This window comes from Salegentibacter holothuriorum, from assembly GCF_900168045.1.
GTDB lineage: Bacteria > Bacteroidota > Bacteroidia > Flavobacteriales > Flavobacteriaceae > Salegentibacter > Salegentibacter holothuriorum.
The window spans coordinates 689779-713977 of the sequence record NZ_FUYY01000002.1; the positions used below are offsets into that span (position 1 = coordinate 689779).

The 24199-nt window shown below is 37.1% G+C and carries 19 protein-coding genes; 10 read left to right on the forward strand and 9 right to left on the reverse strand.

All coding sequences use genetic code 11. The annotated features are described in order from the left end of the window. Positions 1 to 162: 162 nt before the first annotated feature. Both B5X51_RS07490 and B5X51_RS07495 read right to left on the reverse strand, forming a co-directional pair. Complete coding sequence (locus B5X51_RS07490; protein ID WP_079720480.1) at positions 163 to 1086, reverse strand: YeiH family protein; 924 nt, start codon at positions 1084 to 1086, stop codon at positions 163 to 165. A 69-nt stretch (positions 1087 to 1155) separates the two neighbouring features. Then, positions 1156 to 2046 carry a LysR family transcriptional regulator gene (locus B5X51_RS07495; protein ID WP_079720482.1) on the reverse strand — a complete coding sequence of 297 codons (891 nt, stop codon included), beginning with the start codon at positions 2044 to 2046 and terminating at the stop codon, positions 1156 to 1158. Positions 2047 to 2340: 294 nt separating this feature from the next. On the opposite strand from B5X51_RS07495, the gene B5X51_RS07500 reads away from it, so the two are divergent. After that, positions 2341 to 3744 (forward strand): nicotinate phosphoribosyltransferase, encoded by a 1404-nt coding sequence (locus B5X51_RS07500; protein WP_079720484.1) that lies wholly within the window; start codon positions 2341 to 2343, stop codon positions 3742 to 3744. A gap of 5 nt (positions 3745 to 3749) precedes the next feature. Then, positions 3750 to 4361 carry a bifunctional nicotinamidase/pyrazinamidase gene (gene pncA / locus B5X51_RS07505; protein ID WP_079720486.1) on the forward strand — a complete coding sequence of 204 codons (612 nt, stop codon included), beginning with the start codon at positions 3750 to 3752 and terminating at the stop codon, positions 4359 to 4361. On the opposite strand, the gene B5X51_RS07510 is transcribed toward pncA, so the two are convergent. Beyond that, the gene (locus B5X51_RS07510) at positions 4348 to 5127 is read right to left on the reverse strand and encodes a THC0290_0291 family protein (RefSeq protein WP_079720488.1); all 780 of its coding nucleotides are present in this window, start codon (positions 5125 to 5127) and stop codon (positions 4348 to 4350) included. The two genes, pncA and B5X51_RS07510, sit on opposite strands and share 14 nt — an antisense overlap. 198 nt (positions 5128 to 5325) lie before the next feature. Between B5X51_RS07510 and gdhA the strand changes: the two genes are divergently transcribed. The 6 genes from gdhA to B5X51_RS07540 all read left to right on the forward strand — a co-directional run bounded on the left by gdhA (position 5326) and on the right by B5X51_RS07540 (position 14984). Continuing rightward, positions 5326 to 6669: an NADP-specific glutamate dehydrogenase gene (gdhA, locus tag B5X51_RS07515; protein WP_079720490.1), complete on the forward strand. Its 1344-nt coding sequence runs from the start codon at positions 5326 to 5328 to the stop codon at positions 6667 to 6669. An 83-nt stretch (positions 6670 to 6752) separates the two neighbouring features. Then, complete coding sequence (gene recO / locus B5X51_RS07520; protein ID WP_079720492.1) at positions 6753 to 7472, forward strand: DNA repair protein RecO; 720 nt, start codon at positions 6753 to 6755, stop codon at positions 7470 to 7472. After that, positions 7473 to 9881, forward strand: a complete 2409-nt coding sequence (locus B5X51_RS07525) for a TonB-dependent receptor plug domain-containing protein (RefSeq protein WP_079720494.1) — start codon at positions 7473 to 7475, stop codon at positions 9879 to 9881. Positions 9882 to 10026: 145 nt separating this feature from the next. After that, positions 10027 to 13830: an isoleucine--tRNA ligase gene (gene ileS, locus B5X51_RS07530; RefSeq protein ID WP_079720496.1), complete on the forward strand. Its 3804-nt coding sequence runs from the start codon at positions 10027 to 10029 to the stop codon at positions 13828 to 13830. 5 nt (positions 13831 to 13835) lie between these two features. After that, entirely contained in the window at positions 13836 to 14219 is a 384-nt protein-coding gene (locus B5X51_RS07535) for a TraR/DksA family transcriptional regulator (RefSeq protein ID WP_079720498.1), read from the forward strand. A 153-nt stretch (positions 14220 to 14372) separates the two neighbouring features. After that, the gene (locus B5X51_RS07540) at positions 14373 to 14984 is read left to right on the forward strand and encodes a lipoprotein signal peptidase (RefSeq protein WP_079720500.1); all 612 of its coding nucleotides are present in this window, start codon (positions 14373 to 14375) and stop codon (positions 14982 to 14984) included. Positions 14985 to 14989: 5 nt separating this feature from the next. Here the strand turns inward: B5X51_RS07540 and B5X51_RS07545 are convergent, their stop codons facing one another. From B5X51_RS07545 to B5X51_RS07570, 6 genes are read right to left on the reverse strand one after another with little or no spacing between them, the layout of a single operon-like run. After that, the gene (locus B5X51_RS07545; RefSeq protein WP_079720501.1) at positions 14990 to 15412 is read right to left on the reverse strand and encodes a response regulator; all 423 of its coding nucleotides are present in this window, start codon (positions 15410 to 15412) and stop codon (positions 14990 to 14992) included. Positions 15413 to 15431: 19 nt separating this feature from the next. After that, positions 15432 to 16880: a PAS domain-containing sensor histidine kinase gene (locus B5X51_RS07550; RefSeq protein ID WP_079720503.1), complete on the reverse strand. Its 1449-nt coding sequence runs from the start codon at positions 16878 to 16880 to the stop codon at positions 15432 to 15434. Positions 16881 to 16928: 48 nt separating this feature from the next. Continuing rightward, positions 16929 to 17498 (reverse strand): 5-formyltetrahydrofolate cyclo-ligase, encoded by a 570-nt coding sequence (locus B5X51_RS07555; protein ID WP_079720504.1) that lies wholly within the window; start codon positions 17496 to 17498, stop codon positions 16929 to 16931. Next, positions 17491 to 18468 (reverse strand): succinylglutamate desuccinylase/aspartoacylase family protein, encoded by a 978-nt coding sequence (locus B5X51_RS07560; RefSeq protein ID WP_079720506.1) that lies wholly within the window; start codon positions 18466 to 18468, stop codon positions 17491 to 17493. The genes B5X51_RS07555 and B5X51_RS07560 overlap by 8 nt, the downstream gene beginning before the upstream one ends. Positions 18469 to 18471: 3 nt before the next feature. Continuing rightward, the gene (gene rimK, locus B5X51_RS07565) at positions 18472 to 19344 is read right to left on the reverse strand and encodes a 30S ribosomal protein S6--L-glutamate ligase (protein WP_079720508.1); all 873 of its coding nucleotides are present in this window, start codon (positions 19342 to 19344) and stop codon (positions 18472 to 18474) included. Then, on the reverse strand, positions 19341 to 19766 hold the full coding sequence (locus B5X51_RS07570) for an ATP-dependent zinc protease family protein (RefSeq protein ID WP_079720510.1): 426 nt from the start codon (positions 19764 to 19766) through the stop codon (positions 19341 to 19343). Before B5X51_RS07570 ends, rimK begins: the two co-directional genes overlap by 4 nt. Before the next feature lie 177 nt (positions 19767 to 19943). Here B5X51_RS07570 and uvrC point away from each other — a divergent pair, with 177 nt between their 5' ends. Beyond that, on the forward strand, positions 19944 to 21749 hold the full coding sequence (gene uvrC / locus B5X51_RS07575) for an excinuclease ABC subunit UvrC (RefSeq protein ID WP_079720512.1): 1806 nt from the start codon (positions 19944 to 19946) through the stop codon (positions 21747 to 21749). A gap of 21 nt (positions 21750 to 21770) precedes the next feature. Next, the gene (locus tag B5X51_RS07580; RefSeq protein WP_079720514.1) at positions 21771 to 23999 is read left to right on the forward strand and encodes a patatin-like phospholipase family protein; all 2229 of its coding nucleotides are present in this window, start codon (positions 21771 to 21773) and stop codon (positions 23997 to 23999) included. Positions 24000 to 24199: the final 200 nt, after the last annotated feature.

The window sequence follows — 24199 nt, forward strand, 5'->3', positions numbered from 1 at the left end:
TAGATCCTGAAATAAATTCAGGATGACGGTTTAAAGGTCTTTTCAAACAATCGCTTTTTTTTTGATTCACCCATCCTGAAATAAGGGGGGCAAAGAAAGAACTCTAGGTTTCTTCTATTTGTAAGTGGGCTACTACAAGCCTTTAATTTGTGGTGTTAAAAATCAATTGAGAATAATATAAAGAGAACTTATCGAAATAAACACCCAAAGACTAATACCTAATACAAAGGGTTTAAATCCTGTTTGTTTTATATCCTTTATAGAAAGCGTAGTGCCTACCATAAAAAGGCATACAATTAAAAGACGTTTGGAAACTCCGGTGATACTTTGGGTTAATTCAGCAGGTAAATTAAGGTAGCTGTTCATTAGAATTGCAACTATAAAGAAAAGGATAAACAAAGGGATTTTAATTTTGCCATCTTTTGTTTTAAAAAAGAACATAGAAATCAAGGAAACCGGTATAATCCAAAGTGTACGGGCCAGCTTAACTGTTGTTGCCACTTTTAAGGCTTCCTCACCATATTCTAAAGCGGCGCCTACCACAGAGCTGGTATCGTGTATAGCAACGGCTGTCCATAACCCAAATTGGTGCTGACTCATATTAAAAAAGTGTCCTATTCCAGGAAAAATAAATAGAGCAACAGAATTGAGTAGAAAAACTACGCCCAGGGAAACAGAGATAGTTTTAGGGTTGGCATTGATCACAGGAGAAATTGCTGCTATGGCACTACCACCACAAATTGAAGTGCCGGAAGATATAAGATGCCCCAAACGCACGTCTATTTTTAAGATTTTAGCTAAAAACCACCCCAAAATTAAAGTGGCAGCAATGGTGAATATGGTGATATTTAATCCTTCCTTGCCTGTTTTTAGAGTTTCCATTAAATACATTCCGAAACCAAGCCCCACTACAGAAATTTTTAATAGATATTGAATACTTTTATGAGTGAATCTCTGAAAGTTCTGTCCGGCAAAAAAAGTGAATAGAAACCCAATTATTAAGGCTGTAGCACCACTAACGTATCCGCTTAAGCATATTGCTATTAATAGAATAAATACCCCTGTTCTATATTTTTGAAATTGCATAACACCTTATTTAAGTGCTACAAAGAACGATAGAATCCTAAGTTGTTATGCAAAGCAAAAAGTAATGGGCTATTCCTTTTTATTATAACCTTCAATAAATATATTCTCTAGCTTCTGGTTTAGCCTGGACTGAAATCCCTGCCTTTTTACAAAATGAAACCAGCGGGATATGGAAAGTCCCTGCACTTCAACCACCCTTAAGTGTCCATCTAAAACCTCCTGGTTTATCGCGTGAATAGACAGGAAAGCAAAGTGATTGGAATTACGTAAATAAGATTTTATACCTTCTGTACTGCCCAGGGTGGCTTTTACTTTTAGATCTGGGATTTGGTGCTTTTTTAGTGCATTGGTAATTACTTCCCGGGTGCCAGATCCACTTTCTCGTTCTACAAAATCCAGGTCTGGAAGTTGCGCGATTGGTATGTCTTCTAATTTAAAAACCTTATTTTTTGTACTTGTAACCAGAACAAGTTCGTCTTTTACAAATGGATCATAATTTAGTCGAGTGTTTTGATTTTCACCTTCAATAATCCCAAAATCTAATTGACCATTTAAAATAAGTTGCTGAATATCTCCTGTATTTCCCGAAATAAGATTGAAACTTAGCTTCTTGTTTGAGTTTTGAAGTGAAGCCGCTATTTTTGGAATCACGTACTGAGCAATGGTTGTGCTGGCGCCAATTTTAATGCTATCCGGGAAAGCTGGATTTTCTGAAGAAAATTCGTGCTCCATTTTAGTATAGATATCCAATAAGCTTTCAGCATATTTTAAAAATATTTCTCCCTCGTTGGTCAATGCTATGCTATTTCCTTCTCTTAGAAAGAATGCTTTCCCATATTCCTGTTCCAGGTTTTTAATGGTTTTGGAAACCGCGGGTTGCGACATATAGAGGTTTTCGGCAGCTCTGGTGAAACTTCTGGTAAGTACTACTTCTTTAAAAATCTTTATTTTGTGATCCATACGATAAAGTTAAAAACTTACTTTTAATAGTTCTATTTTCTTTGAACTGTTAGTTAGGTTTTATTTCAATCTAAAAAATAGGAGTAGTTTGAGTTTGAATATTTCTAGCGAAAATATGACGTCCTTATGAAATGTAAGCAAACCTAAAACCAACAATTGGCTGAGTTTTAATACAATTTTACCCGAAATTCCAAAGCTTAAACACTTGCAAAAGCTTAAATTTGTGCTGTTCAGTGAAGCGACTTTTAAAATTTATAAAGCGATGCTTTACGAAGTTTAAACTAACTAAAAGCTATGCTAGATTTTTCAGCTACTTATACCGACCAGTATCAACTGGCAATGGCACAGGTATATTTCAAAAAAGGCCAAAAGGATCACACCGCCATATTCGATTATTATTTTAGAAAACTGCCATTTCAAGGTGGGTATGCTATTTTTGCCGGGCTTCAGGATCTACTGGAAATCATTGAAAACTTAAAATTTAATGATAAAGACCTGGAGTACCTTAAAAAACAAGATTTTGATGATGATTTCCTGGAATACCTGAAGGATTTTAAATTCCGAGGAAATATTAATGCCGTACAGGAGGGAGATGTGGTTTTTGCAACCCGCCCAATCTTGCAGGTTGAAGCCAATATTATTGAAGCGCAAATTATTGAAACTATTTTACTGAATTTGCTCAATTTTCAAACCTTAATTGCTACCAAAGCCAGCAGGATTAAATTAGTTTCAGGAGAGCGTACCTTATTAGATTTTGGGCTGCGAAGAGCCCAGGGACCGGGTGGTTACTATGCAACTCGTGCGGCAATTGTTGGTGGTTTTCATGGTACAAGCAATGTTGTTGCCGGTAGGGATTTTAATATCCCTGTTTCAGGAACTATGGCGCATTCCTTTATTCAAAGTTATGATGATGAAATAACTGCATTTAGAGATTTTGCAGAAGGGAGACCAAAAGATTGTGTGTTATTAGTTGATACCTACGATACGCTTAAAAGTGGTGTGCCAAATGCTATTAAAGTGGCAAAAGAAATGGAAGGACGTGGTCAGAAATTAATGGCTATTAGACTTGATAGTGGAGATTTAGCTTATTTCTCTAAGCAAAGTAGAAAAATGCTAGACGCCGCCGGACTTGATTATGTGAAGATAGCCGCTTCTAATCAACTAGACGAAAACGTAATAAAAAGCTTGCTGGAACAGGGCGCCAGGATAGATGTTTTTGGAGTGGGGACCAACCTTGTTATTGGAAGTCCGGATGCCGCATTAGATGGGGTTTATAAATTGGCTTTTTCTAATGGGAAGCCAAGAATTAAAATATCAGAGAGTATCGTCAAGGTTACGCTTCCGCATAAAAAACAAGTATATCGTTTAAGGGACTCTCAAGGGAATTGCGTTGGTGCAGATCTGGTGGCGCTTTTTGAAGAGCAGGAAATTAAAAATATGATCCATCCATTTGAACCTTATAAGCAAATGAAGGTTGGTACCTTAACGAAAGAACCACTACTTAAGCCAGTAATGCAAAAAGGTAAAAATAGGTTAGTGCATAAAACACTGCAGGAAATTGCTGAATATAGTAAAAATAGGCTGGCAGAGCTTTCTATAGAATATAAACGATTTAATAATCCGCATATTTATAAGGTAGGGATTAGTGAAGCCTTAAAAGAGGAACGTGATAAATTGATTGCATTTTACCAAAAATAGGACTTATGAAAACACTCATTATTGTAGATCCGCAAAACGATTTTATGCCCGGCGGCTCATTATCGGTTCCAGGTGGGGATGAGATTATACCAATAATTAATAAACTTCAAGAGAAATTTGATTTAGTGATAGCTTCGCAGGATTGGCATCCTGAAGGTCACGCCAGTTTTGCCAGTAGCCATAAGGGGAAAAGTGAGTTTGAAACCATAGATCTTAATGGAGCCACGCAAGTGATGTGGCCAGACCATTGTATACAAAATACCGAAGGAGCTGAATTCCATAGCGATTTACAGACTGCTAAAATTGAAGCTATTTTTAGAAAAGGAACAAGTCTGGAAATAGACAGTTATAGTGCTTTTTATGACAACCAACATTTAAAATCTACCGGGCTTTCCGGTTATTTGAAAGAAAAGAATGCAGAAGATCTTTATTTCTGCGGACTTGCAGCCGAAATTTGTGTTTCTTTTACAGCTAAAGATGCAATTAAACAAGGTTTTAAAGCAACTATAATAGAAGATGCTACGAGAGCGCTAAATGCAGAAGACTTTGAAAAAGCAAAAGCAGAATTAAAAGATTTGGGAGGTGAGGTTATAACTTCATCAACTATTGAAAATTAATATAATAAACATAGCCAACATTAATCCAAAGAATATAGTCGTTAAACTTATTTTGAGGCGCGTTAATGTTTAGTCCGTCAATCCAGTCGCTTCCATAATATTGCCCACGGGCTTCAATTAAAAGGTCATGTCTAAAACCTAAACGATAGCGTACTCCAAGCCCTGCGACTATGGAATAAGTGCTGCCGCGTTCAAAATCCATTCCGCCAACAAAAGTTGGGAATACATTGTTAGGATCTGTTAGAGGTCCTAAATCAGAATACGCATCAGCTTTATAAGACACAAAATGGCCGCCCAGACTTATATAGGGAGAAAACAAATATCCTGAATGGGTGAAATCGCGAATTCTAAAAGGATGATATTCCAGGTGAATTCCACCTTCAATAATCTCGCTTTCTCCATGCATCGCTCTTAACAATTTTCCTCCCTGGCTTGATTTATTAGCAACAGGGCCAAAATGTTCTAATTTGGAGTAAAAATAATCCAGCTCATTTCTAATTCTAAAATGATTAATAAAAAAGGAGGCGGTTTGAGAGTAGTGGCAATCGGTTTTATAGGCAAAATTAATATAATGGGAAATTCCTATTCCGTAACCCGCGTTGTTCAGGTTGTTTTTTACATTCCAGCGTTCGCCGTAATCTGTAAAAAATGAAGCCGGCCCTGCCTTTACAGCAATTTCGTGAGCAATCCCAAATTGGGAATATCCCTTTACCTGGAAGAATAATAAAAAAACAATAAGAGTTAAAAATATCTTGTAACTGTGCATTACTTCAGGCTTGGACGAGTAACAAATATATAAAAACTACATTAAGAAAAATTATAATATAATTCTGTTTCTAAATTGCTAAATTAAAGCCGTTAATGTTGTATGAAAAGATGAAAATTTGAGGTCATTTTTCTTATAACCTATATATTTGCAAACTAAACACAGTTTTTTTATAAATTATTTGAAGTATCACACAGTATGGAACAAAATATAAAGGATTTTCTTGATAAAGTATCTGAAAGAAATCAAAACGAACCGGAATTTATGCAAGCAGTGCATGAGGTTGCTGAAACTATTATTCCTTTTATAAAAGAGAATAAACAGTATCAGAACATGCAGTTGCTGGAGCGTATGGTAGAGCCAGAGCGAGTAATTATGTTTAGGGTTACGTGGTTAGATGATGAAGGCAATATTCAGGTAAATCGCGGGTTTAGAATTCAAATGAATTCAGCCATAGGGCCTTATAAAGGTGGTTTGCGTTTTCATCCCTCTGTTAATTTAAGTATTCTTAAATTTCTTGCTTTTGAGCAAGTATTTAAAAACAGTCTTACCACTTTGCCTATGGGTGGAGGAAAAGGCGGATCTGATTTTGATCCAAAAGGAAAATCTGATAACGAGGTAATGCGTTTCTGCCAGAGTTTTATGACAGAGCTTTATCGTCATATTGGTCCAGATACCGATGTTCCTGCTGGAGATATTGGAGTTGGTGCGCGTGAAGTTGGTTTTATGTTTGGCCAATACAAAAGATTACAAAATGAATTTACCGGAATTTTAACCGGAAAAGGACTTGCTTACGGTGGTTCTCTTATTCGTCCTGAAGCTACAGGTTATGGCAATGTATATTTTGCACAAAACATGCTAAGTACAAGAGGTGAATCTTTTGAAGGGAAGAACGTTGTGGTATCGGGTTCTGGAAACGTAGCCCAGTATGCAGCAGAAAAAGCACTGGAATTTGGAGGAAAAATTTTAACATTAAGTGATTCTGGAGGCTATATCTATGACGAAGCTGGAATTGATGAAGAGAAGCTTCAGTTTGTTATGGATCTCAAAAATGTAAGACGTGGTAGGATTAGTGAATATGTAGATAAATATTCTTCAGCTAAATATTTTGAAGGTAAAACGCCATGGGAGGTATCATGTGATGTGGCACTTCCTTGTGCTACTCAAAATGAACTTGAGGAAGCAGATGCTAAGAAATTGGTAGAAAATGGGTGTATGTGTGTTGGAGAAGGTGCTAATATGCCTTGTACTCCAGATGCTGTAGAAGTGTTTAAAAACGCGAAAATTCTTTTCGCCCCTGGTAAAGCCTCTAACGCTGGTGGTGTTGCCACTTCAGGATTAGAAATGAGTCAAAATTCTATGCGTTACAGCTGGACTGCAGAAGAAGTGGATAATAAGCTAAACGAGATTATGAACAATATTCATGAGCGTTGTGTAGAATACGGGAAAGAAGAAGATGGCTATATAGACTACGTAAAAGGAGCTAATATTGCCGGCTTTGTAAAAGTAGCCGATGCAATGCTTGCCCAGGGAGTAGTGTAAATTACGCTTGTTAAAAGTATAAATAAAAGCCGCTTATAAAGCGGCTTTTTTATTTATCTTCGAAAAGCATAAATTCTTTAAAAATGCTTGTTACCACTCCGGCAATTGTAATTAGTGCCTTAAAATATGGCGAGGCCGATTTGATTGTGAAAGCCTATACCTATAGTGATGGTCTAAAAACCTATATGCTTAAGGGAGTGCTTAAATCTAAAAAAGGAAAATTTAAGGCTTCTCAGTTTCAGCTGCTCACCCAGTTGGAAATTGTGGCAAACCATCGCAATCAGGGAAAGATGGAGTACCTGAAAGATGCTAAAATTAAGCATACCTATACCAGCCTGCATACTAATATGGTGAAAGGTGCTATGCTTATGTTTTTAGCTGAAGTTTTAAAAAATGCAATTCGAGAAGAAGAAACCAACCCACAATTGTTTAAGTATCTTGAAAACTCATTGATGTGGTTGGATCTACATGATAAAATAGCTAATTTTCACCTCTTGTTCTTATTAAACTTAACTCGATACCTTGGTTTTTATCCAGATGCTGATGCTAAAGAACTTATGTACTTCAATCTTTTGGATGGCGTTTTTGAATTGAATAGTGTGAATAATTATTGCATTGATGGGCAAAATGTAGCGGTTTTAAGGCAGATGTTAGGCATAAATTTTGATATGTTGAATGATTTGAAATTGAATCAACAAAGTAGGGCAAATTTCCTGAATATGTTGCTCCTTTATTATGAGTTGCACATAGAAGGATTTAAGAAACCAAAATCACTTGCCGTTCTCAATGAAATTTTTAGCTAAATGCGAAATTCAATAATAGGAGTAATTCTCCTTTTTTTTATGGTTAATAGTATCTACGCTCAGCAGGTACAGGTTTTGAATGAAGAAACTCATGAGCCCCTTGCCAGTGTGGCTTTATATAATGCCGAAAAATCTAAAAGTGCGTTAACTAATTTTGATGGAGTAGCTAATATTTCAGTATTTAGTGAAAACGAGTTTATTCATTTTAAGCACGTTAACTTCAGCGATAAAAGCCTCAGGAAATCCCAAATAATCCAGAATAAAAATAAGGTCTATTTAAAAAGTGACGGTAATGAGCTGGAGCAGGTGGTGCTTTCGGTGGCGAAATTTGAAATGAATAAGGATGAAATTCCGCAGAAGATCGTCAGTTTTTCAGTAAAAGATATTATTATGGCCAGTCCGCAAACTTCGGCCGATCTACTTGAAAGCAGCGGGCAGGTTTTTGTTCAGAAAAGTCAGTTAGGTGGTGGAAGTCCTATGATTCGTGGTTTCTCAACCAACAGGCTTTTAATCACCGTAGATGGTGTGCGAATGAATACCGCGATTTTTAGAAGCGGAAACCTTCAAAATATTATATCTATAGATCCATTGGCGGTAGAAAATACCGAGGTAATTCTTGGCCCGGGATCGGTGGTTTATGGAAGTGATGCCATAGGTGGCGTGATGAATTTCTATACCTTAAAACCAAAATTTTCTTTTACTGATGAAACTTCGGTTTCGGGTAACGCATACGCTCGTTACGCTTCTGCCAATAATGAAAAAACCATACATGCAGATGTTAATATTGGTCGTGAGAACTGGGCATTTTTAAGCAGTATTAGCTTTTCAGATTTCGACGATTTAAAAATGGGCGCACACGGTCCCGATGAGTATTTGCGTAACGAGTATGTAGTACGGCAAAACGGGGTAGATATAGTAGTGCCCAACAATAAGCCAAGAGTGCAAAAACCAACGGGTTATGAGCAAATAAACCTGCTGCAAAAGGTGAAATTTATGCCTCACAAAGATTGGGACCTTAATTTAGGGCTTATCTATTCTGCTACCTCCAATTTCCCAAGGTTCGACCGACTTTATAGAAAGCGGGATGGCGCATTGCGTACTGCCCAATGGTACTATGGGCCACAAGAATGGTTTATGGGTAATTTTAAAATCAATAAAAAAGGGGATGGAGCACTCTATGATAAAGCCCAGATGACCGCTGCCTACCAGTTCTTTGAAGAAAGCCGTCATAATCGTGATTTTGGCGAGGATTGGCTATACAATACCAAAGAGAATGTTGATGCGTATTCGGTTAATTTTGATTTTGAAAAGACTTTTGAAGAGAGCCGTTTGTTTTATGGTGCAGAATATGTTTTTAATAAGGTGAACTCCACAGGTTTTGCTGAAAACATTTTAACAGATGAAGAGCAAGTTACCGCTTCCCGATATCCCGATGGTTCCACCTGGCAGTCAATCGCCGCTTATACCACTTATCAATGGAAAATCCAAGAAGATCTTTCTTTCCAATCAGGGCTTCGGTATAATCATATTTTGGTAGATGCTAAATTCGATGAGAATTTATATGATTTTCCATTTAAGATAGCCAATATTAAAACCGGAGCTTTAACCGGAAGCGCGGGAATTAACTGGCAACAAAACAGGTTTATCGGCTGGCGGTTAAACCTTTCTACAGCTTTTAGGGCGCCAAACATAGATGATGTTGGGAAAATCTTTGATTCTGAACCTGGGGCGGTGGTAGTGCCAAATCCAGATTTAAAACCGGAATATGCTTACAGCAGTGAGCTTGGTTTTGACTGGAAGCCGGCAGAGAATATTAGTTTTATTGCTACTGCATTTTATACCTATTTGAATGATGCCATGGTGCGCAGGGATTTTAATCTAAATGGGGAAACTGAAATTGACTACCAGGGAGAACCAAGTCGCGTACAAGCTATTCAAAATACCTCGAAAGCCTATGTGTACGGTTTTGAAACCGGGGTAGAAATAGATTTTTCTGTGGCTTTGCGATTAACCTCTCAAATTAGCCTAACCGAAGGTAAGGAAGAACAGGAAGACGGGTCTATCGCGGCCTTACGCCATGCAGCTCCTGTTTTTGGAAATACCCATTTGATATGGCACAAAAAAAAGCTGAAATTCGACCTTTTTGCGGAGTACAATGGGCAGTTTGATTATGAAGACCTGGCTCCTTCCGAACTGGGAAAAACCTATTTATATGCCATAGATGATAATGGAAATCCTTATTCGCCTTCCTGGTATAGTCTTAATTTTACCGGCCAATACGAGATTAGTAAAAACTTACTGGCTACTGCTTCCTTAGAAAATATCACCAACCAACGCTACCGTACGTATTCTTCAGGAATTGCCGCGGCAGCTAGAAATTTAGTTTTATCACTGAGGTATAGTTTTTAAAAAGAGCTTTAAACCTCACAGGTTTTCAAAACCTGTGTGGTTTTTATTTTATGCGGATTAGTTTTGGGGTAGCTTTTTCCGTTTTTCTGACCTGCTCTTTTCTTAAAATTGATTATTTTCGCGACTCATTGGAAATTTTGAAAAAATGAGCAATAAGTTCCCTGAATATAAAGGACTTGACTTACCTAAAGTAGCAGAAGAAATTTTAAGTTACTGGAAGGAAAACGATATTTTTGAAAAGAGTGTTTCTACTCGGGAAGGCAAAGAGCCGTTTGTGTTTTTTGAAGGGCCACCTTCGGCAAATGGACTTCCGGGAATTCACCACGTAATGGCGCGAGCTATTAAAGATATTTTTTGTCGTTATAAAACCCAAAAAGGATTTCAGGTAAAACGTAAAGCCGGTTGGGATACTCACGGTTTACCTGTAGAACTTGGCGTTGAAAAAGAACTGGGGATTACCAAAGAGGATATTGGTACTAAAATTTCCGTAGAAAAATATAATGATGCCTGTAAAAATGCGGTAATGCGTTACACCGATGTGTGGAACGACCTTACCGAAAAAATAGGCTATTGGGTAGATATGGAAGATCCATACGTGACCTATAAATCAAAATATATGGAAACAGTTTGGTGGCTGCTTTCCGAAATTTATAAAAAAGACCTTATTTATAAGGGTTACACCATACAGCCGTATTCGCCAAAAGCGGGAACGGGACTAAGTTCTCACGAACTTAATCAACCCGGGACATACCAGGATGTGACCGATACCACGGTCACAGCAATGTTTAAAATTACTGATGCTTCAGCGGCTTCGGTTGAAAAGGACCTGGAAGGCGCATTTTTAATCGCCTGGACCACCACACCCTGGACCTTACCTTCTAACACTGCCTTAACCGTAGGGCCAAAAATTGAATATGTTTCAGTAAAAACTTATAATCAGTACACTTTTAAGCCAATCACTATTCTGGTTGCGAAGGCACTGGCTAAGGCCCAATTCGATAAAAAGTTTGCCGAAGTTGAAACGGAAGAGGAACTTAAAGCTTATGCTGAAGGCGATAAAAAGATACCATTTTTAATCGGGGAAACTTTTATAGGAAAAGACCTTGTTGGGATAAAATTTGAGCAGTTGTTGCCGTATGCATTACCTGCAGAAAATCCTGAAAATGCTTTCCGTGTAATTTCGGGAGATTTTGTGACTACAGAAGACGGTACCGGAATTGTGCATACTTCGCCAACTTTTGGTGCAGACGATGCTATGGTGGCCAAACAAGCTGAACCACCGGTTCCTCCACTTTTGGTAAAAGACGATAACGGAAATTTAGTGCCGCTGGTAGATCTTCAGGGGAAATTCAGGCCAGAAATGGGTGAATTTGCCGGGAAGTATGTGAAGAATGAATATTATGATGAAGGCCAGGCTCCGGAGAAATCTGTAGACGTTGAATTGGCAATTAAACTAAAAGAAGAAAATCGTGCTTTTAAAGTAGAAAAATACGTTCACAGCTATCCAAATTGCTGGAGAACCGATAAGCCTATTTTGTATTATCCGCTGGATTCCTGGTTCATAAAAGTCACCGAATTCAAGGGACGCATGCACGAATTGAATAAAGGCATTAACTGGAAGCCAAAATCTACCGGGGAAGGCCGTTTTGGAAACTGGTTGGCCAATGCGAACGACTGGAATTTATCCAGAAGTCGTTATTGGGGAATTCCGTTGCCAATTTGGAGAACCGAAGAAGGGAAAGAGGAAAAACTTATTGGTTCTATTGCAGAATTGAAAGAAGAAATGGCGAAGTCGGTTAAAGCCGGCTTTATGGATAAAGATATTTTTGAAGGTTTTGAACCCGGAAATATGAGTGAAGAAAACTACGAATTGGTAGATCTTCATAAGAATGTAGTTGATGAAATTACGCTTGTTTCAGACTCCGGCAAACCAATGAAACGCGAAGCCGATCTAATAGATGTTTGGTTCGATTCTGGTTCTATGCCTTATGCACAATGGCATTATCCATTTGAAATGCCCCCTAAATCCCCCAAAGGGGGACTTTCTCCCAACTATCAGACGTCTAGGAAATCTTCTTATCATTTATTAAAAGAGAAAGCTGAAAATAGAAGAAACAACCCTACCGAAGCTGAAAGTATTTTATGGGAAGGTTTAAAAGGGAAAAAATTAGATGGCTTCAAATTTAGAAGGGAACATATTATTGATGAATATATTGCCGATTTTGTTTGTTTAGCAAAAGGGCTTATTGTTGAAGTAGATGGTGGCTATCATAGTGATCCTGAAATTAGAGAAAATGATGAATTCAGGAGTAAATATTTAAAAGACAATCTTGGGTATAGTGTTATACGATTTACAAATGATGAAGTGATCGGGAATCTGGAAGGAGTACTTGACCAAATTGAAGAAACTTTAGCCAAAACTCCCCTTAGGGGCCAGGGGGCTTTTAGTGCCGATTTCATAGCCGAAGGCGTTGACCAAACCAGAGGTTGGTTTTATACCCTTCACGCTATCGCTACTATGATCTTTGATGATGTAGCTTATAAAAACGTAGTTTCTAACGGACTTGTTTTAGATAAAAACGGACAAAAAATGTCCAAACGTCTTGGGAATGCAGTAGATCCTTTTGAAACACTTGCGGCTTACGGGCCAGATGCCACGCGTTGGTATATGATCTCTAACGCCAATCCATGGGATAATTTAAAATTTGATATTGAGGGAATTGCTGAGGTGCGCCGTAAATTTTTCGGTACGCTTTACAATACGTATTCGTTCTTCACTTTATATGCGAATATTGATAATTTTACTTATAAAGAAGAAGATATTCCATTAGCAGAAAGACCCGAGATAGATCGTTGGATACTTTCAGAATTACATACGCTCATTGAGAAAGTAGATAAATTCTATGCCGATTACGAGCCTACCAGGGCAACCCGTGCAATTTCAGAATTTGTTCAGGAAAACCTTAGTAACTGGTTTGTGCGTCTAAGCCGAAGAAGGTTTTGGAAAGGCGATTATCAACAAGATAAAATTTCGGCATATCAAACCCTTTATACCTGTTTAGTTGAAGTGGCCAAACTGGGAGCGCCGGTGGCGCCTTTCTTTATGGATAGACTTTACAAAGACTTAAACAAGAGTACACATAAAGAAAACTTTGAATCGGTACATTTGGCTGAATTTTCAAAGTATGATGATAAGTTTGTTGATAAATCTTTAGAGCGAAAAATGGAGAAGGCTCAAACTATTTCTTCATTGGTTTTATCGCTTAGAAAGAAGGAAATGATAAAAGTGCGTCAACCGCTGCAAAGGGTAATGATTCCGGTGCTTGACGAGCAGCAACGTGAAGAAATTAAGGCGGTTGAGGACTTGATAAAGTCTGAAGTAAATGTAAAAGAACTTCAACTTATAGATGATGCTTCAGGACTACTAATAAAACAAATAAAACCAAATTTTAAGGTTCTTGGGCCAAGGTTTGGAAAGGATATGAAGCTGGTAGTCAATGAGATAAACAATTTAACTTCCGAAGATATTGCAACGATAGAGCGCGAAGGGGAAATTGCCATAAATCTTAACGGAGAAATGATTAAATTAGCTACTGAAGAGGTAGAGATTACTTCCCAGGATATTGAAGGTTGGTTAGTTGCTAGTAGTAGTAATATTACGGTAGCTTTAGACGTTAGTATCTCTGAAGAATTAAAAATGGAAGGAATTGCCAGGGAATTGGTGAATAGGATACAGAATATAAGAAAAGATTCTGGATTTGAAGTTACCGATACCATTGAAGTGACCCTACAAAGAGACGGTATAGTCGAGAATGCCGTGAACAAAAATATAACCTATATCAAAAATGAAACATTAACTGCAAGTCTCGAATTTGCAGAGGTAGTAAAAGAGGGAGTCGAGGTAGCTTTTGACGACATTACTACTAAAATGTTTATTAAAAAACATTAAGAATTATGGCAACTGAAGTAAAAGAGCGGTATAACGACGCTGAATTAGCGGAGTTTAAAGCCCTCATAAAGGGTAAAATTGCTAACGCACAGGAGCAATTAGAGATTTATCAAAATGCTTATAAAAATGATGGAAACAACGGTACAGATGATACCGCACCTACATTTAAAGCTTTTGAAGAAGGTAGTGAAACCATGAGTAAAGAAGCAAACTCACAACTGGCTATTAGACAGGAGAAGTTTATTCGAGATCTAAAAAATGCACTAAACCGTATTGAGAATAAAACCTATGGTATTTGCCGTGTAACAGGAAAACTAATCGCGAAAGAGCGCTTAAAATTGGTGCCGCATGCTACCTTAAGTATTGAAGCTAAAAATATGCAGAAATAATAGCTTTCTGTTTGTATTTATATATCATCCCTTGGCTTATGCTTAGGGATGTTTTATTTAACGATTAATCTGTTTATTGTAAGCTGATTTATAACCGGCTAAAAACTAAATAATATTAGTATTTTAGCGACTTTATTAAATTCCATAAAGTTCATGTCCTTAAAAAAAGCGAGTATTATTATCGTTTTGGTACTATTAATAGACCAAATTTCGAAATTTTATATCAAAACAAATTTCTCGCTAGGCGAGGAAGTTCCTGTTTTTGATTGGTTTAAAATTCTTTTTGTAGAAAATGAAGGCATGGCCTGGGGTACAAAAATACCCGGGGAATATGGAAAGCTTTTTCTTACCCTATTTAGGCTGGTGGCCATTGTTGGTATTGGTTACTGGTTGTGGGACTCTGTTAGAAAAAACGGTTCCAGGATTTTAATAACTGCAATAGCCTTAATTTTCGCAGGAGCTATGGGTAATATTATAGACTCTGTGATATATGGGATTATCTTTAATGATAGTTATGGTCAGGTAGCTGAATTTATGCCGGCACAGGGCGGCTACGCTACTTTATTTCATGGTAAAGTGGTAGATATGTTATATTTCCCGTTATGGCAGGGTAATTTACCCGAATGGATTCCTTTCTGGGGTGGGAATTATTTCACCTTTTTTGAGCCCGTATTCAATATAGCCGATACCGCAATTAGTGCGGGTGTTATATTGCTTTTGCTATTTAATAAACGTGCTTTTCCTAAGGAAGAAGAAGCAAAATAAAATAGTTAAGCTGCAGCGTGGCCGTTGCGGTCAAAAATTTTCTCGAATTTCTTTAATTCTATAGGTTTTATTAAATAATCTGTTACCAGGTTAAAAGATTTTGCTCGTTCAAGATCTCGAGGGTCTATAGAAGAACTCACAACATAAAGCGTTATTTTCTTATCGAAGATATTCTTTATCTTAATAAATTCATTTAGAAACTCCCAGCCATCCATAATTGGCATATTGATATCAAGAAAAATGATGTCGGGTAGTATCTCTTCGCTAGCATTTTCCAGAATCAGTTTGAAATGATCTAAAGCCTCTTTACCATTTTTAAAAATCAAAAGATTATTTGAGAGTTTTTTAATCTCTATAATCTTCTTAACCAGGTTCACGTATATTTTGTCGTCGTCAATAATACACGCCAATTCTACTTTTTGCCCCATGAGAATTAGTGTTTAGTTTTTAAAACTTAATTTTAAATGTAGTGCCTACATCTACAGTGCTGGTTACCGAGATTGAACCACCAAGTGTCTCTACCTGGTTTTTAGTTATAAAAAGTCCAATTCCTCGTGAATCCAGGTTCTCATGAAAGGTTTTGTACATCCCAAACATCTTATCACCATATTGATCCAGGTCAATGCCTAACCCATTATCGCTAACTTCCAAAAACGAAGTTTCGTTCTTAATATAGGTTTGAATAAAAATCACCGGTTTTCTTCCAGGATGTTTATATTTTATGGCATTTGTGATTAAATTTAGTAAAATACTTTCAAGATACTCAGGGATATAGCTAATTTCTTTAAGCTTGTGAAATTCAGCTACGATTTTTGCATTTTCTCGATTTATTAAAGATGAAGTTGAAGCCATTACCCCACTTAATGCTTTTTTAAAGGATACAATTCGGCGTTCCTTGCGCAAAAGTGATTGTCTGTTTACAATTTCATTTAGCTGATTTATAGCCGAATCAAGATTTTCCGAAATGTCTGCTACATTAGGAATTAATTCAATTTTATCTGCATCGGTTTTTGCTTCTTTTAGCAATTCTACGATTAGGCATAGATTGCTGCTGTGGGAACGCAAATTGTGGGAAACAATATGGGCGAAATTAAATAACCTGGAGTTTTGAGTGGCTATAATATCCAGGGAATTTTGTAAATTCAATTCATTATTTTTTTGCTCATTAATGTCCTGAAAAACACCACGTATTCCTATGATGTCCTGTTCTTCGTTATAAACCGGTTTTCCGGTAGCGCGCACCCAAAAATCTTTATGATAAAGATTTTGCATTTTTAACTCTACCTTAAAAGGGATGCCGTATTTTTCACACTTTTCAAAAGCAGACGTTACGGTTGGATGTTCCTCGGGGGCGTAGAATTTATAATGTTCTTCATAAGGTGGTTGATAATCCAGGGGGCAGTCTATGATCTTTTTTGTAACATTATCCCAATAAATATTCTTGTTTACCGTGTCTATATACCAACCGCCGGTGTTGGTCATTTGTGCGGTTTCACGGTAATAGAAAAAATTTTCTTCAATAGTATACTGGTCGCGTTTGCTTTGATGGATGTTTACAAAAAGCAGTACAGCTGTTTCCTTATTATTTTCCTTGTTTTTGAGGTTTCGGCATTCAAACCAGCGGTATTTTCCATTACTAAGTTTAAGTTTAAGCTCAATGCTGAAAGCTTCATTTTCTTCTGTTAGTTTATCGAAATAAACTCTGAAGTCGTAGCGATAGTCCTGATGCAGAATTTCTTTCAGAAAAAATTCAAAATGAGATTCAGAAAATTCGGGATTGCCAACGAGGGTATTGAAATGTTCTGACCAGGTTACCTCTTTACTCAGAAGATTGATCTTCCAGTAAGCGATATCAAAATCTTCAAGAATGCTGTTTAATTGAAGGTCGTTTAGCATTAAAGGGGCGAAAGTTTTGTTAAAAATAACAGAATACTTCTTAATTCCCTAATATTTAAAGCTATATATTTTATTCGGGGTAACGCAGTAATCCAGGGGAATGTCACTGCTAAAAACCTCTTTAAATTCGGGCTCGGCTTCAAAAAATGAAAGCCCAATTTTTATCACATCTGCTTTACATTCACTAAGAAAATTATCGTAAAAACCTTTGCCATAACCAATGCGATGTCCATGTTCATCGAAGGCTAATAAAGGAACAAAAACCACGTCTAGCTGTTGTGGGGCAATTGGGATGCCACCTTCGGGTTCGGGGATATTCCACCTATTTTTTCTAATTACGCTACTATCAGTAAGTAAAAAATGATCTAATTTATTTTCCTGGATATTGGTTTTAGAAAGTACCACATTCTTGTCTTTGCCCTGCAGTATATGTAAAACGTTTTCGGTATCAATTTCTTTTTGTTCGGCGATGCTTAAGAAAAGATGATAGAATTCTTGTTCCCATATAGGTAGCTGTAGGAGCCTATTAGCAATTTCAAGACTTAGCTGCTCTATTTCTTCTTCGGAAAGTTCTAAACGTAAATTTTTGTATTTTTTTCGTAAGTCTGCTTTATTCATCTTTTGGAGCTGAAATATGAAAAACGGCATCCCCCTGGTATACAATTGGGGATTCGTTTATATTTATTACATAGCCTGTATTTACAGCTTTTATCTTATGTCTAAACTTGCCGTAAGGATCGGTTATAGTGCCAATATATTCCCCTTTTTCAACATGTTTGCCACAAGGAATTTTCATATGTAAAAGACCGCTGTATTTTGCACGCATCCAATTGGTGTTTTCAATCACTACTGTCTCCACAATAGGATCTGGATATTCAAATTTTGGATTTAGCATTTCTAAAAAGCTCAGAATACGCATGGCGCCTTCTACGCCGTGTTTCGCTACATCTTTGTTGCTGTCTTGTGATTTCCCGCCTTCAAAAAGCAACACCGGAATGCCTTTTTTAGCACAGGTTTCACGATAAGATTTTGTGATAGTTTTGGAGTGTATGGTAAACGGAGCGCTAAAAATGCGAGCGTACTTAAGACTTTGCTCATCGCCGCGTTTCACCCGTATTTGCGGGGCGTTAAACCTACTGGCACCCCCGGTATGAAAATCAATACAAAAATTAGCCAAAGGCAATATATTCTTAACAAACTGAAATGCGAAACGGCTGGCAAGCGAGCCGTGTTTTGTTCCCGGGAACATTCGGTTTAAATCACGGCCATCGGGAAATTCCCGTCTTAAGTTTAGAAACCCGAAGATGTTAACTACGGGAATACAAATAACGGTTCCTTTTTGAGGCTTGTTGATTCCTTTAGAAATAATTTGTCGAACAATTTCTACCCCGTTAATTTCATCTCCGTGAATTCCTGCGGTAATTAAAACTACCGGTCCGGGTTTTTTAGAGCGTTCAATAATAACCGGCACTTCCACCGAGGTCGTGGTGTAAAGTTTGGCCATATTAAAGTTAATAGTGGCGCTTTTTCCCGGCTTTACCTTCTCTCCCAGGATTTCCAGAACATTGTCACTGGTTATTTTTGCCATAGACTAAATGTTCCGTTCTATATATCTTATAATGGATTTTGCGATATCCTTACCTGTAGCTTTTTCAATGCCTTCTAATCCCGGAGAAGAGTTTACTTCAAGAATTAATGGGCCACGGGTACTCTGTAGCATATCTACACCGGCCACCCCAAGTCCCATTGCTTTAGTAGCTTTTACGGCCGCAATTTCCTCCTCGTCGCTAAGTTCAAAAACTTCAGCAGTACCACCGCGGTGAAGATTAGATCTAAACTCACCTTCTTTACCCTGTCTTTTCATCGCACCAACTACGTGGCCATCTACAACAAAGGCTCTAATATCAGCACCTTTTGCTTCTTTAATAAACTCCTGTACAATTACACGAGCTTGTAGACCATTAAAAGCTTCAATTACAGATTCAGCAGCATTTTTAGTTTCGGCTAGAACAACACCAACTCCCTGGGTTCCTTCTAATAACTTTATAACCAAAGGAGTTCCGCCAACTTGTTTAATTACTCCTGAAACATCTCTGGAGTAATTGGTGAAAACCGTTTTTGGTAATCCAATTTTTGCACGGGAAAGTACTTGCAGACTTCTTAATTTGTCACGGCTTCTTACTAGGGCTTCAGATTCTGTAGTGGTAAATGCTCCCATCATCTCAAACTGTCGCACTACCGCAGTACCGTAAAAAGTAACAGAAGCACCTATTCTTGGTATCACAGCGTCTACTCCTTCTATATAAGCGCCTTTATAATAAATATTGGGTTTACGTTTTTCAATTACGATATCACATTTTAGTGGATCTATAACTTCTACTTCGTGTTTGCGTTTGGTAGCGGCTTCTACAAGTCGTTTGGTAGAATAAAGATGACTATTACGCGAAAGGATTTTTATTTTCATTGTTGTTTAAGATTGTAAGAAACGTCAGTTAACTCGGTGTCTACCATGAATTTTTTGGTAAGGAACTTTCGGCCAATTAGTACCGGGAACCTCATTTCCTGTCGTGACGACAAAGAAAGCGAAATTTTATAGACCTTATTAAAAATTTTAATAGTAGATATTACCTGATATCTTTTTTGAATAATGCCATTGCTACTTCGCACAAAAACAATATCATAATCAGTAAAAGTAAATTTTTTCCCATTGTACAGCGGGTGCTCTTCGTCAAGGAATGTGCATTCTAAAACGCCATCATTCTCATAAATATTTTCGCAATGAATGGATGAAGTATAAGCACCGGTGTCAATTTTAATAGCAATATCATCTAAGTGTAAGGCAGGGAAGTCTGCTTTGTCAAAACGCCCAATTACTGTTTTATCCATACCGCAAGGTAATAAAATACACATCCAATCTTTTTATAGAAATTATAAAATTTAAGGCCATTAACTCCTAAAATGAGGTTGCTATCTGGCTTTTAAAGTTTTCTTTAATATAAATTTAACATTTACAAGCCGTTGTAATTTTTAAAGCTACGCATAATAAATTCTACCTTTGGGAAGATGGAAACGCCAGCTTTAGAAGTACAATTAAAAACTTTGCCCAGTAGCCCTGGAGTCTATCAATATTACGATAAAAACCAAAAGATACTGTATGTAGGGAAGGCCAAGAACCTTAAAAAAAGGGTGACTTCCTACTTTACCAAGCGCCATGATAGTCATCGTATTGGCGTGATGGTTAAAAAGATCAGGGAGATAAAACACATTGTAGTAGAATCTGAAACCGATGCGCTACTTTTAGAAAACAATCTTATAAAAAAGCACCAGCCGCGATTTAACGTGATGCTTAAAGATGATAAAACCTATCCCTGGATCTGTATTAAGAATGAACGCTTTCCAAGGGTTTTTCCTACCCGGAAATTAGTAAAAGATGGCAGTGAATATTATGGGCCATTTACCAGTTTTAAAACAGTAAACACATTACTGGACCTTATTAAGGGCTTGTATAAACTTAGAACCTGCAATTATGACCTTTCCGAAGAAAAAATAAGGAATGGAAAATATAAAGTTTGTCTTGAGTACCATTTAGGGAATTGTAAAGGTCCTTGTGAAGCAAAACAACCTGAAGCAGAATATAACAGTAATATTGAGGCAATTAGGCAGATTGTAAAAGGAAATTTTAAAGAATCCTTGCAACAATTTAGGGAACAAATGAAACTGCACGCTGAAAACATGGAATTTGAAGATGCGCAGCGTATTAAAAATAAAATAGACGTTCTAGAGAATTATCAGTCTAAATCTACCGTGGTGAATCCAAAAATCACGAATGTAGATGTGTTTTCTATAGTTTCAGATGAAGGTTATGGCTATGTGAATTTTCTTCAGCTTTCTCACGGTGCTATTATCAGGTCGCATACTATAGAGATGAAGAAAAAACTGGATGAAACCGATGAGGAGCTGCTGGAATTGGCAATCACCGAAATACGGCAGCGCTTTAGCTCTAATTCAAAAGAAATATATGTTCCTTTTAAAATTGATGCAGGGGAAGATGTGAAAGTAACCATCCCAAAACTAGGTGATAAAAAGAAGATTGTAGAATTATCACAGCGCAATGCCAAATATTACCGCCAGGAGCGCTTTAAGCAAATGAAGATTGTAGATCCAGACAGGCATGTGAAACGGATTATGGCGCAAATGAAAGAGGATCTTCGTCTTAATGTGGAGCCCACACATATAGAGTGTTTTGATAATTCCAACATACAGGGAACAAACCCTGTAGCAGCCTGTGTGGTTTTTAAAAATGGAAAACCAAGTAAGAAAGATTATCGTAAATTTAATATCAAAACCGTAGAGGGGCCAGATGATTTTGCATCTATGGAAGAGGTGGTTTTTAGACGGTATAAACGTTTGCTGAACGAAGGAGAAGACCTACCTCAGTTAATTATTGTTGATGGCGGAAAAGGTCAGCTTTCTTCTGGGGTAAAAGCTTTAGAAGATCTGGGTTTACGTGGAAAAATAGCTATTATTGGTATTGCTAAGCGTTTGGAAGAGATTTTTTATCCGGGAGATACTATTCCACTTTATTTAGATAAGAAGTCTGAAACCTTAAAGATTATTCAGCAATTGCGTAATGAAGCGCATAGGTTTGGAATTACTTTTCATCGTAACAAAAGAAGTAAAAGTGCGTTAAATACAGAGCTGGAAGAAATTGCCGGGATTGGAGAGAAAACCGTGGTAGAATTATTAAAACAATTTAGATCGGTAAAGCGAATAAAAGAAGCTTCAGAAAAAGAACTGGCCGAAGTGATTGGAGTTTCTAAAGCCGGGATAATTTTCAACCATTATAAGACAAAGAAAGAGCCCGAATAAGCTTTTGAAATTTATAAATAAATGAGAAAACTACTGCTTTTATTTCTTTTGTTTTTAGCCCTTCCTGGCTTTTCCCAGGGTGAGGAAGATTTAAAAGTTGGCCTGGTTTTAAGTGGTGGTGGGGCAAAAGGTCTTGCCCATATAGGAGCTTTAAAAGTTATTGAAGAAGCTGGGGTTAGAATAGATTATATTGGTGGAAGCAGCATGGGGGCTATCATTGGCGGTTTGTATGCTTCCGGTTATACAGCGCACCAATTAGATTCTATTTTTCACGAGACTAATTTCAATATTCTAATTCAGGATAATATTCCGCGTAGCGCAAAATCCTTTTACGAAAAAGAAGATTCAGAAAAATACGCGCTAAGTTTACCTTTTGATGATTTTAAAATTGGTTTACCATCGGGCCTTTCCAGGGGACAGAATATTTACAATTTGATGTCCCAGCTTACCATGCATTTGGGGAATGTAGATGATTTTAGCAAATTACCTATTCCGTTCTTTTGTATAGCGGCAGATATAGAAACCGGAGAAGAAGTGATTTTAGATGAGGGGTCTTTTGCCCAGGCTGTTTCTGCAAGTGGTGCAATTCCTTCTGTTTTTAGTCCCGTTAAAATAGATGGGAGATTATTAACAGATGGTGGGGTGGCTAATAATTATCCGGTAGAAGAACTTAGAAAAAGAGGGGCAGAAGTAATTATAGGGGTAGATGTGCAAGATAGCCTGGTAGATAGGGATGATTTGCGCAGCGTTTTTGATATTCTTACTCAAATTAGCAACTTTCGCACGATAAGTGAAATGAAAGAAAAAATTCCTAAAACCGATATTTATATCAATCCCGATATTAGTTCCTTTTCGGTGTTGTCTTTCGAAAAAGGGGAAGCGATTATAGATTCTGGAAGGGTTGCCGCCTTAGAAAGAAAAGAAGAGCTTAAAAAGTTGGCTGAGCGGCAAAGTGTAAACCGTCAAAAAGTGCAGATTTCTACAGTAGATACCCTTCAAATAAGTACGCTAACTTTAGAGGGTAATAATACCTATCCGCGATCCTATATTATGGGTAAATTGCGACTCAATTATTTTACAGATTTTACGCTTAAGGATTTAAATAAGGGGATTAATAACCTTTCTGCTTCCGGTAATTTCAATAGAATTAACTACCGGTTAATTCCCAATAATGATGATGGCCTTTATACCCTTGCCATGAAAATGGAAGAGAGTGAAAATAAAAGTCTTTTGCGTTTGGGGCTGCATTATGACGAACTTTATAATATTGGAGCCTTAATAAATTATACTCGTAAAAGCTTGCTTTTTTCTAACGATGTTGCTTCTCTGGATATCGTAGTTGGGGATCAATTTAGATATAACTTTGATTATTATATAGATAAAGGTTTCTATTGGAGTATAGGGCTTAAATCACGCTATAACAAATTTGAACACCCGGTTTCTTTTAATTTTGCTCGTGAGAATGCCGAGTTAGAAGATATTGGTATAAATAGAATAGATGTAGATTACCGCGATTTCACGAACCAGATTTATGCAGAGACTTTGTTTAAGCAGGTTTTCTCTTTTGGGCTTGGGGCTGAGCATAAATACTTGAGGATTGCTTCAGAAACCTTGAGCGATCCCAGTGATGATATTGATGAGAATACGCTCTTTGAAAACAGCCATTTTTATAGTGCTTTTGGATATTTAAAATACGATTCTTACGATAATAAATACTTCCCATCCCGCGGAATTTATTTTGATGGAGATTTTCATGTTTATTTATTTTCTTCAGACTACAATAACGATTTTGCTGAATTTTCTATAGCCAAAGGAACGCTAGGGTATGCTTTCTCTCCCTTTAATAAATTTTCTATAAGGATGGTGGCTGAAGCCGGATTTAAAATAGGAAATAACGGAGGTAATACACTAGATTTTTTCCTGGGTGGATACGGCAATAATCTTATTAATAATTTTGTTCCATTTTACGGATACGATTTTATTAGCCTTTCTGGAGATAGTTATATTAAAGGTCTCCTGGAGTTTGATTATGAAATTTTTAGAAAAAATCACTTGATTTTTGGAGCCAATATTGCCAATGTAGGCAATAGGTTATACTCCTCTGGAACCTGGTTCACAGCTCCAGATTTTACGGGTTATGCACTTGGCTACGGTATAGACACCTTTATGGGGCCATTGGAGTTGAAATATACCTATTCTCCCGAAATTAAAGCTAGTCAATGGTTTTTTAGCCTGGGCTTTTGGTTTTAGTAATTGTAGTAAATCAATGATTTAAATTCTTTCGGTTTTCGCTTATACAGTTTGAACTTTCCTTTCCGGTTTTTAGAGATGTTTTAAGAATATTTCTTTAAAAATTACCGATATTTGTTTTAAGATGAATTAATTCCAAAAAAAATAACAAATTCTCAATATTCTTTTTGAAATTGGGGGTTGAATTAAAAATATCAGAT

Bases quoted from the DNA above. Each gene is read 5' to 3' on its own strand.
- B5X51_RS07495 (WP_079720482.1), bottom strand. From the start codon at position 2,046: ATGGATCACAAAATAAAGATTTTTAAAGAAGTAGTACTTACCAGAAGT.
- B5X51_RS07540 (WP_079720500.1), top strand. From the start codon at position 14,373: ATGTCCTTAAAAAAAGCGAGTATTATTATCGTTTTGGTACTATTAATA.
- rimK (WP_079720508.1), bottom strand. From the start codon at position 19,344: ATGAAAATAAAAATCCTTTCGCGTAATAGTCATCTTTATTCTACCAAA.
- recO (WP_079720492.1), top strand. From the start codon at position 6,753: ATGCTTGTTACCACTCCGGCAATTGTAATTAGTGCCTTAAAATATGGC.
- B5X51_RS07500 (WP_079720484.1), top strand. From the start codon at position 2,341: ATGCTAGATTTTTCAGCTACTTATACCGACCAGTATCAACTGGCAATG.
- pncA (WP_079720486.1), top strand. From the start codon at position 3,750: ATGAAAACACTCATTATTGTAGATCCGCAAAACGATTTTATGCCCGGC.
- B5X51_RS07545 (WP_079720501.1), bottom strand. From the start codon at position 15,412: ATGGGGCAAAAAGTAGAATTGGCGTGTATTATTGACGACGACAAAATA.
- B5X51_RS07510 (WP_079720488.1), bottom strand. From the start codon at position 5,127: ATGCACAGTTACAAGATATTTTTAACTCTTATTGTTTTTTTATTATTC.
- B5X51_RS07580 (WP_079720514.1), top strand. From the start codon at position 21,771: ATGAGAAAACTACTGCTTTTATTTCTTTTGTTTTTAGCCCTTCCTGGC.
- gdhA (WP_079720490.1), top strand. From the start codon at position 5,326: ATGGAACAAAATATAAAGGATTTTCTTGATAAAGTATCTGAAAGAAAT.
- B5X51_RS07560 (WP_079720506.1), bottom strand. From the start codon at position 18,468: ATGGCAAAAATAACCAGTGACAATGTTCTGGAAATCCTGGGAGAGAAG.
- B5X51_RS07525 (WP_079720494.1), top strand. From the start codon at position 7,473: ATGCGAAATTCAATAATAGGAGTAATTCTCCTTTTTTTTATGGTTAAT.
- B5X51_RS07535 (WP_079720498.1), top strand. From the start codon at position 13,836: ATGGCAACTGAAGTAAAAGAGCGGTATAACGACGCTGAATTAGCGGAG.
- B5X51_RS07490 (WP_079720480.1), bottom strand. From the start codon at position 1,086: ATGCAATTTCAAAAATATAGAACAGGGGTATTTATTCTATTAATAGCA.
- B5X51_RS07570 (WP_079720510.1), bottom strand. From the start codon at position 19,766: ATGGATAAAACAGTAATTGGGCGTTTTGACAAAGCAGACTTCCCTGCC.
- B5X51_RS07550 (WP_079720503.1), bottom strand. From the start codon at position 16,880: ATGCTAAACGACCTTCAATTAAACAGCATTCTTGAAGATTTTGATATC.
- uvrC (WP_079720512.1), top strand. From the start codon at position 19,944: ATGGAAACGCCAGCTTTAGAAGTACAATTAAAAACTTTGCCCAGTAGC.
- ileS (WP_079720496.1), top strand. From the start codon at position 10,027: ATGAGCAATAAGTTCCCTGAATATAAAGGACTTGACTTACCTAAAGTA.
- B5X51_RS07555 (WP_079720504.1), bottom strand. From the start codon at position 17,498: ATGAATAAAGCAGACTTACGAAAAAAATACAAAAATTTACGTTTAGAA.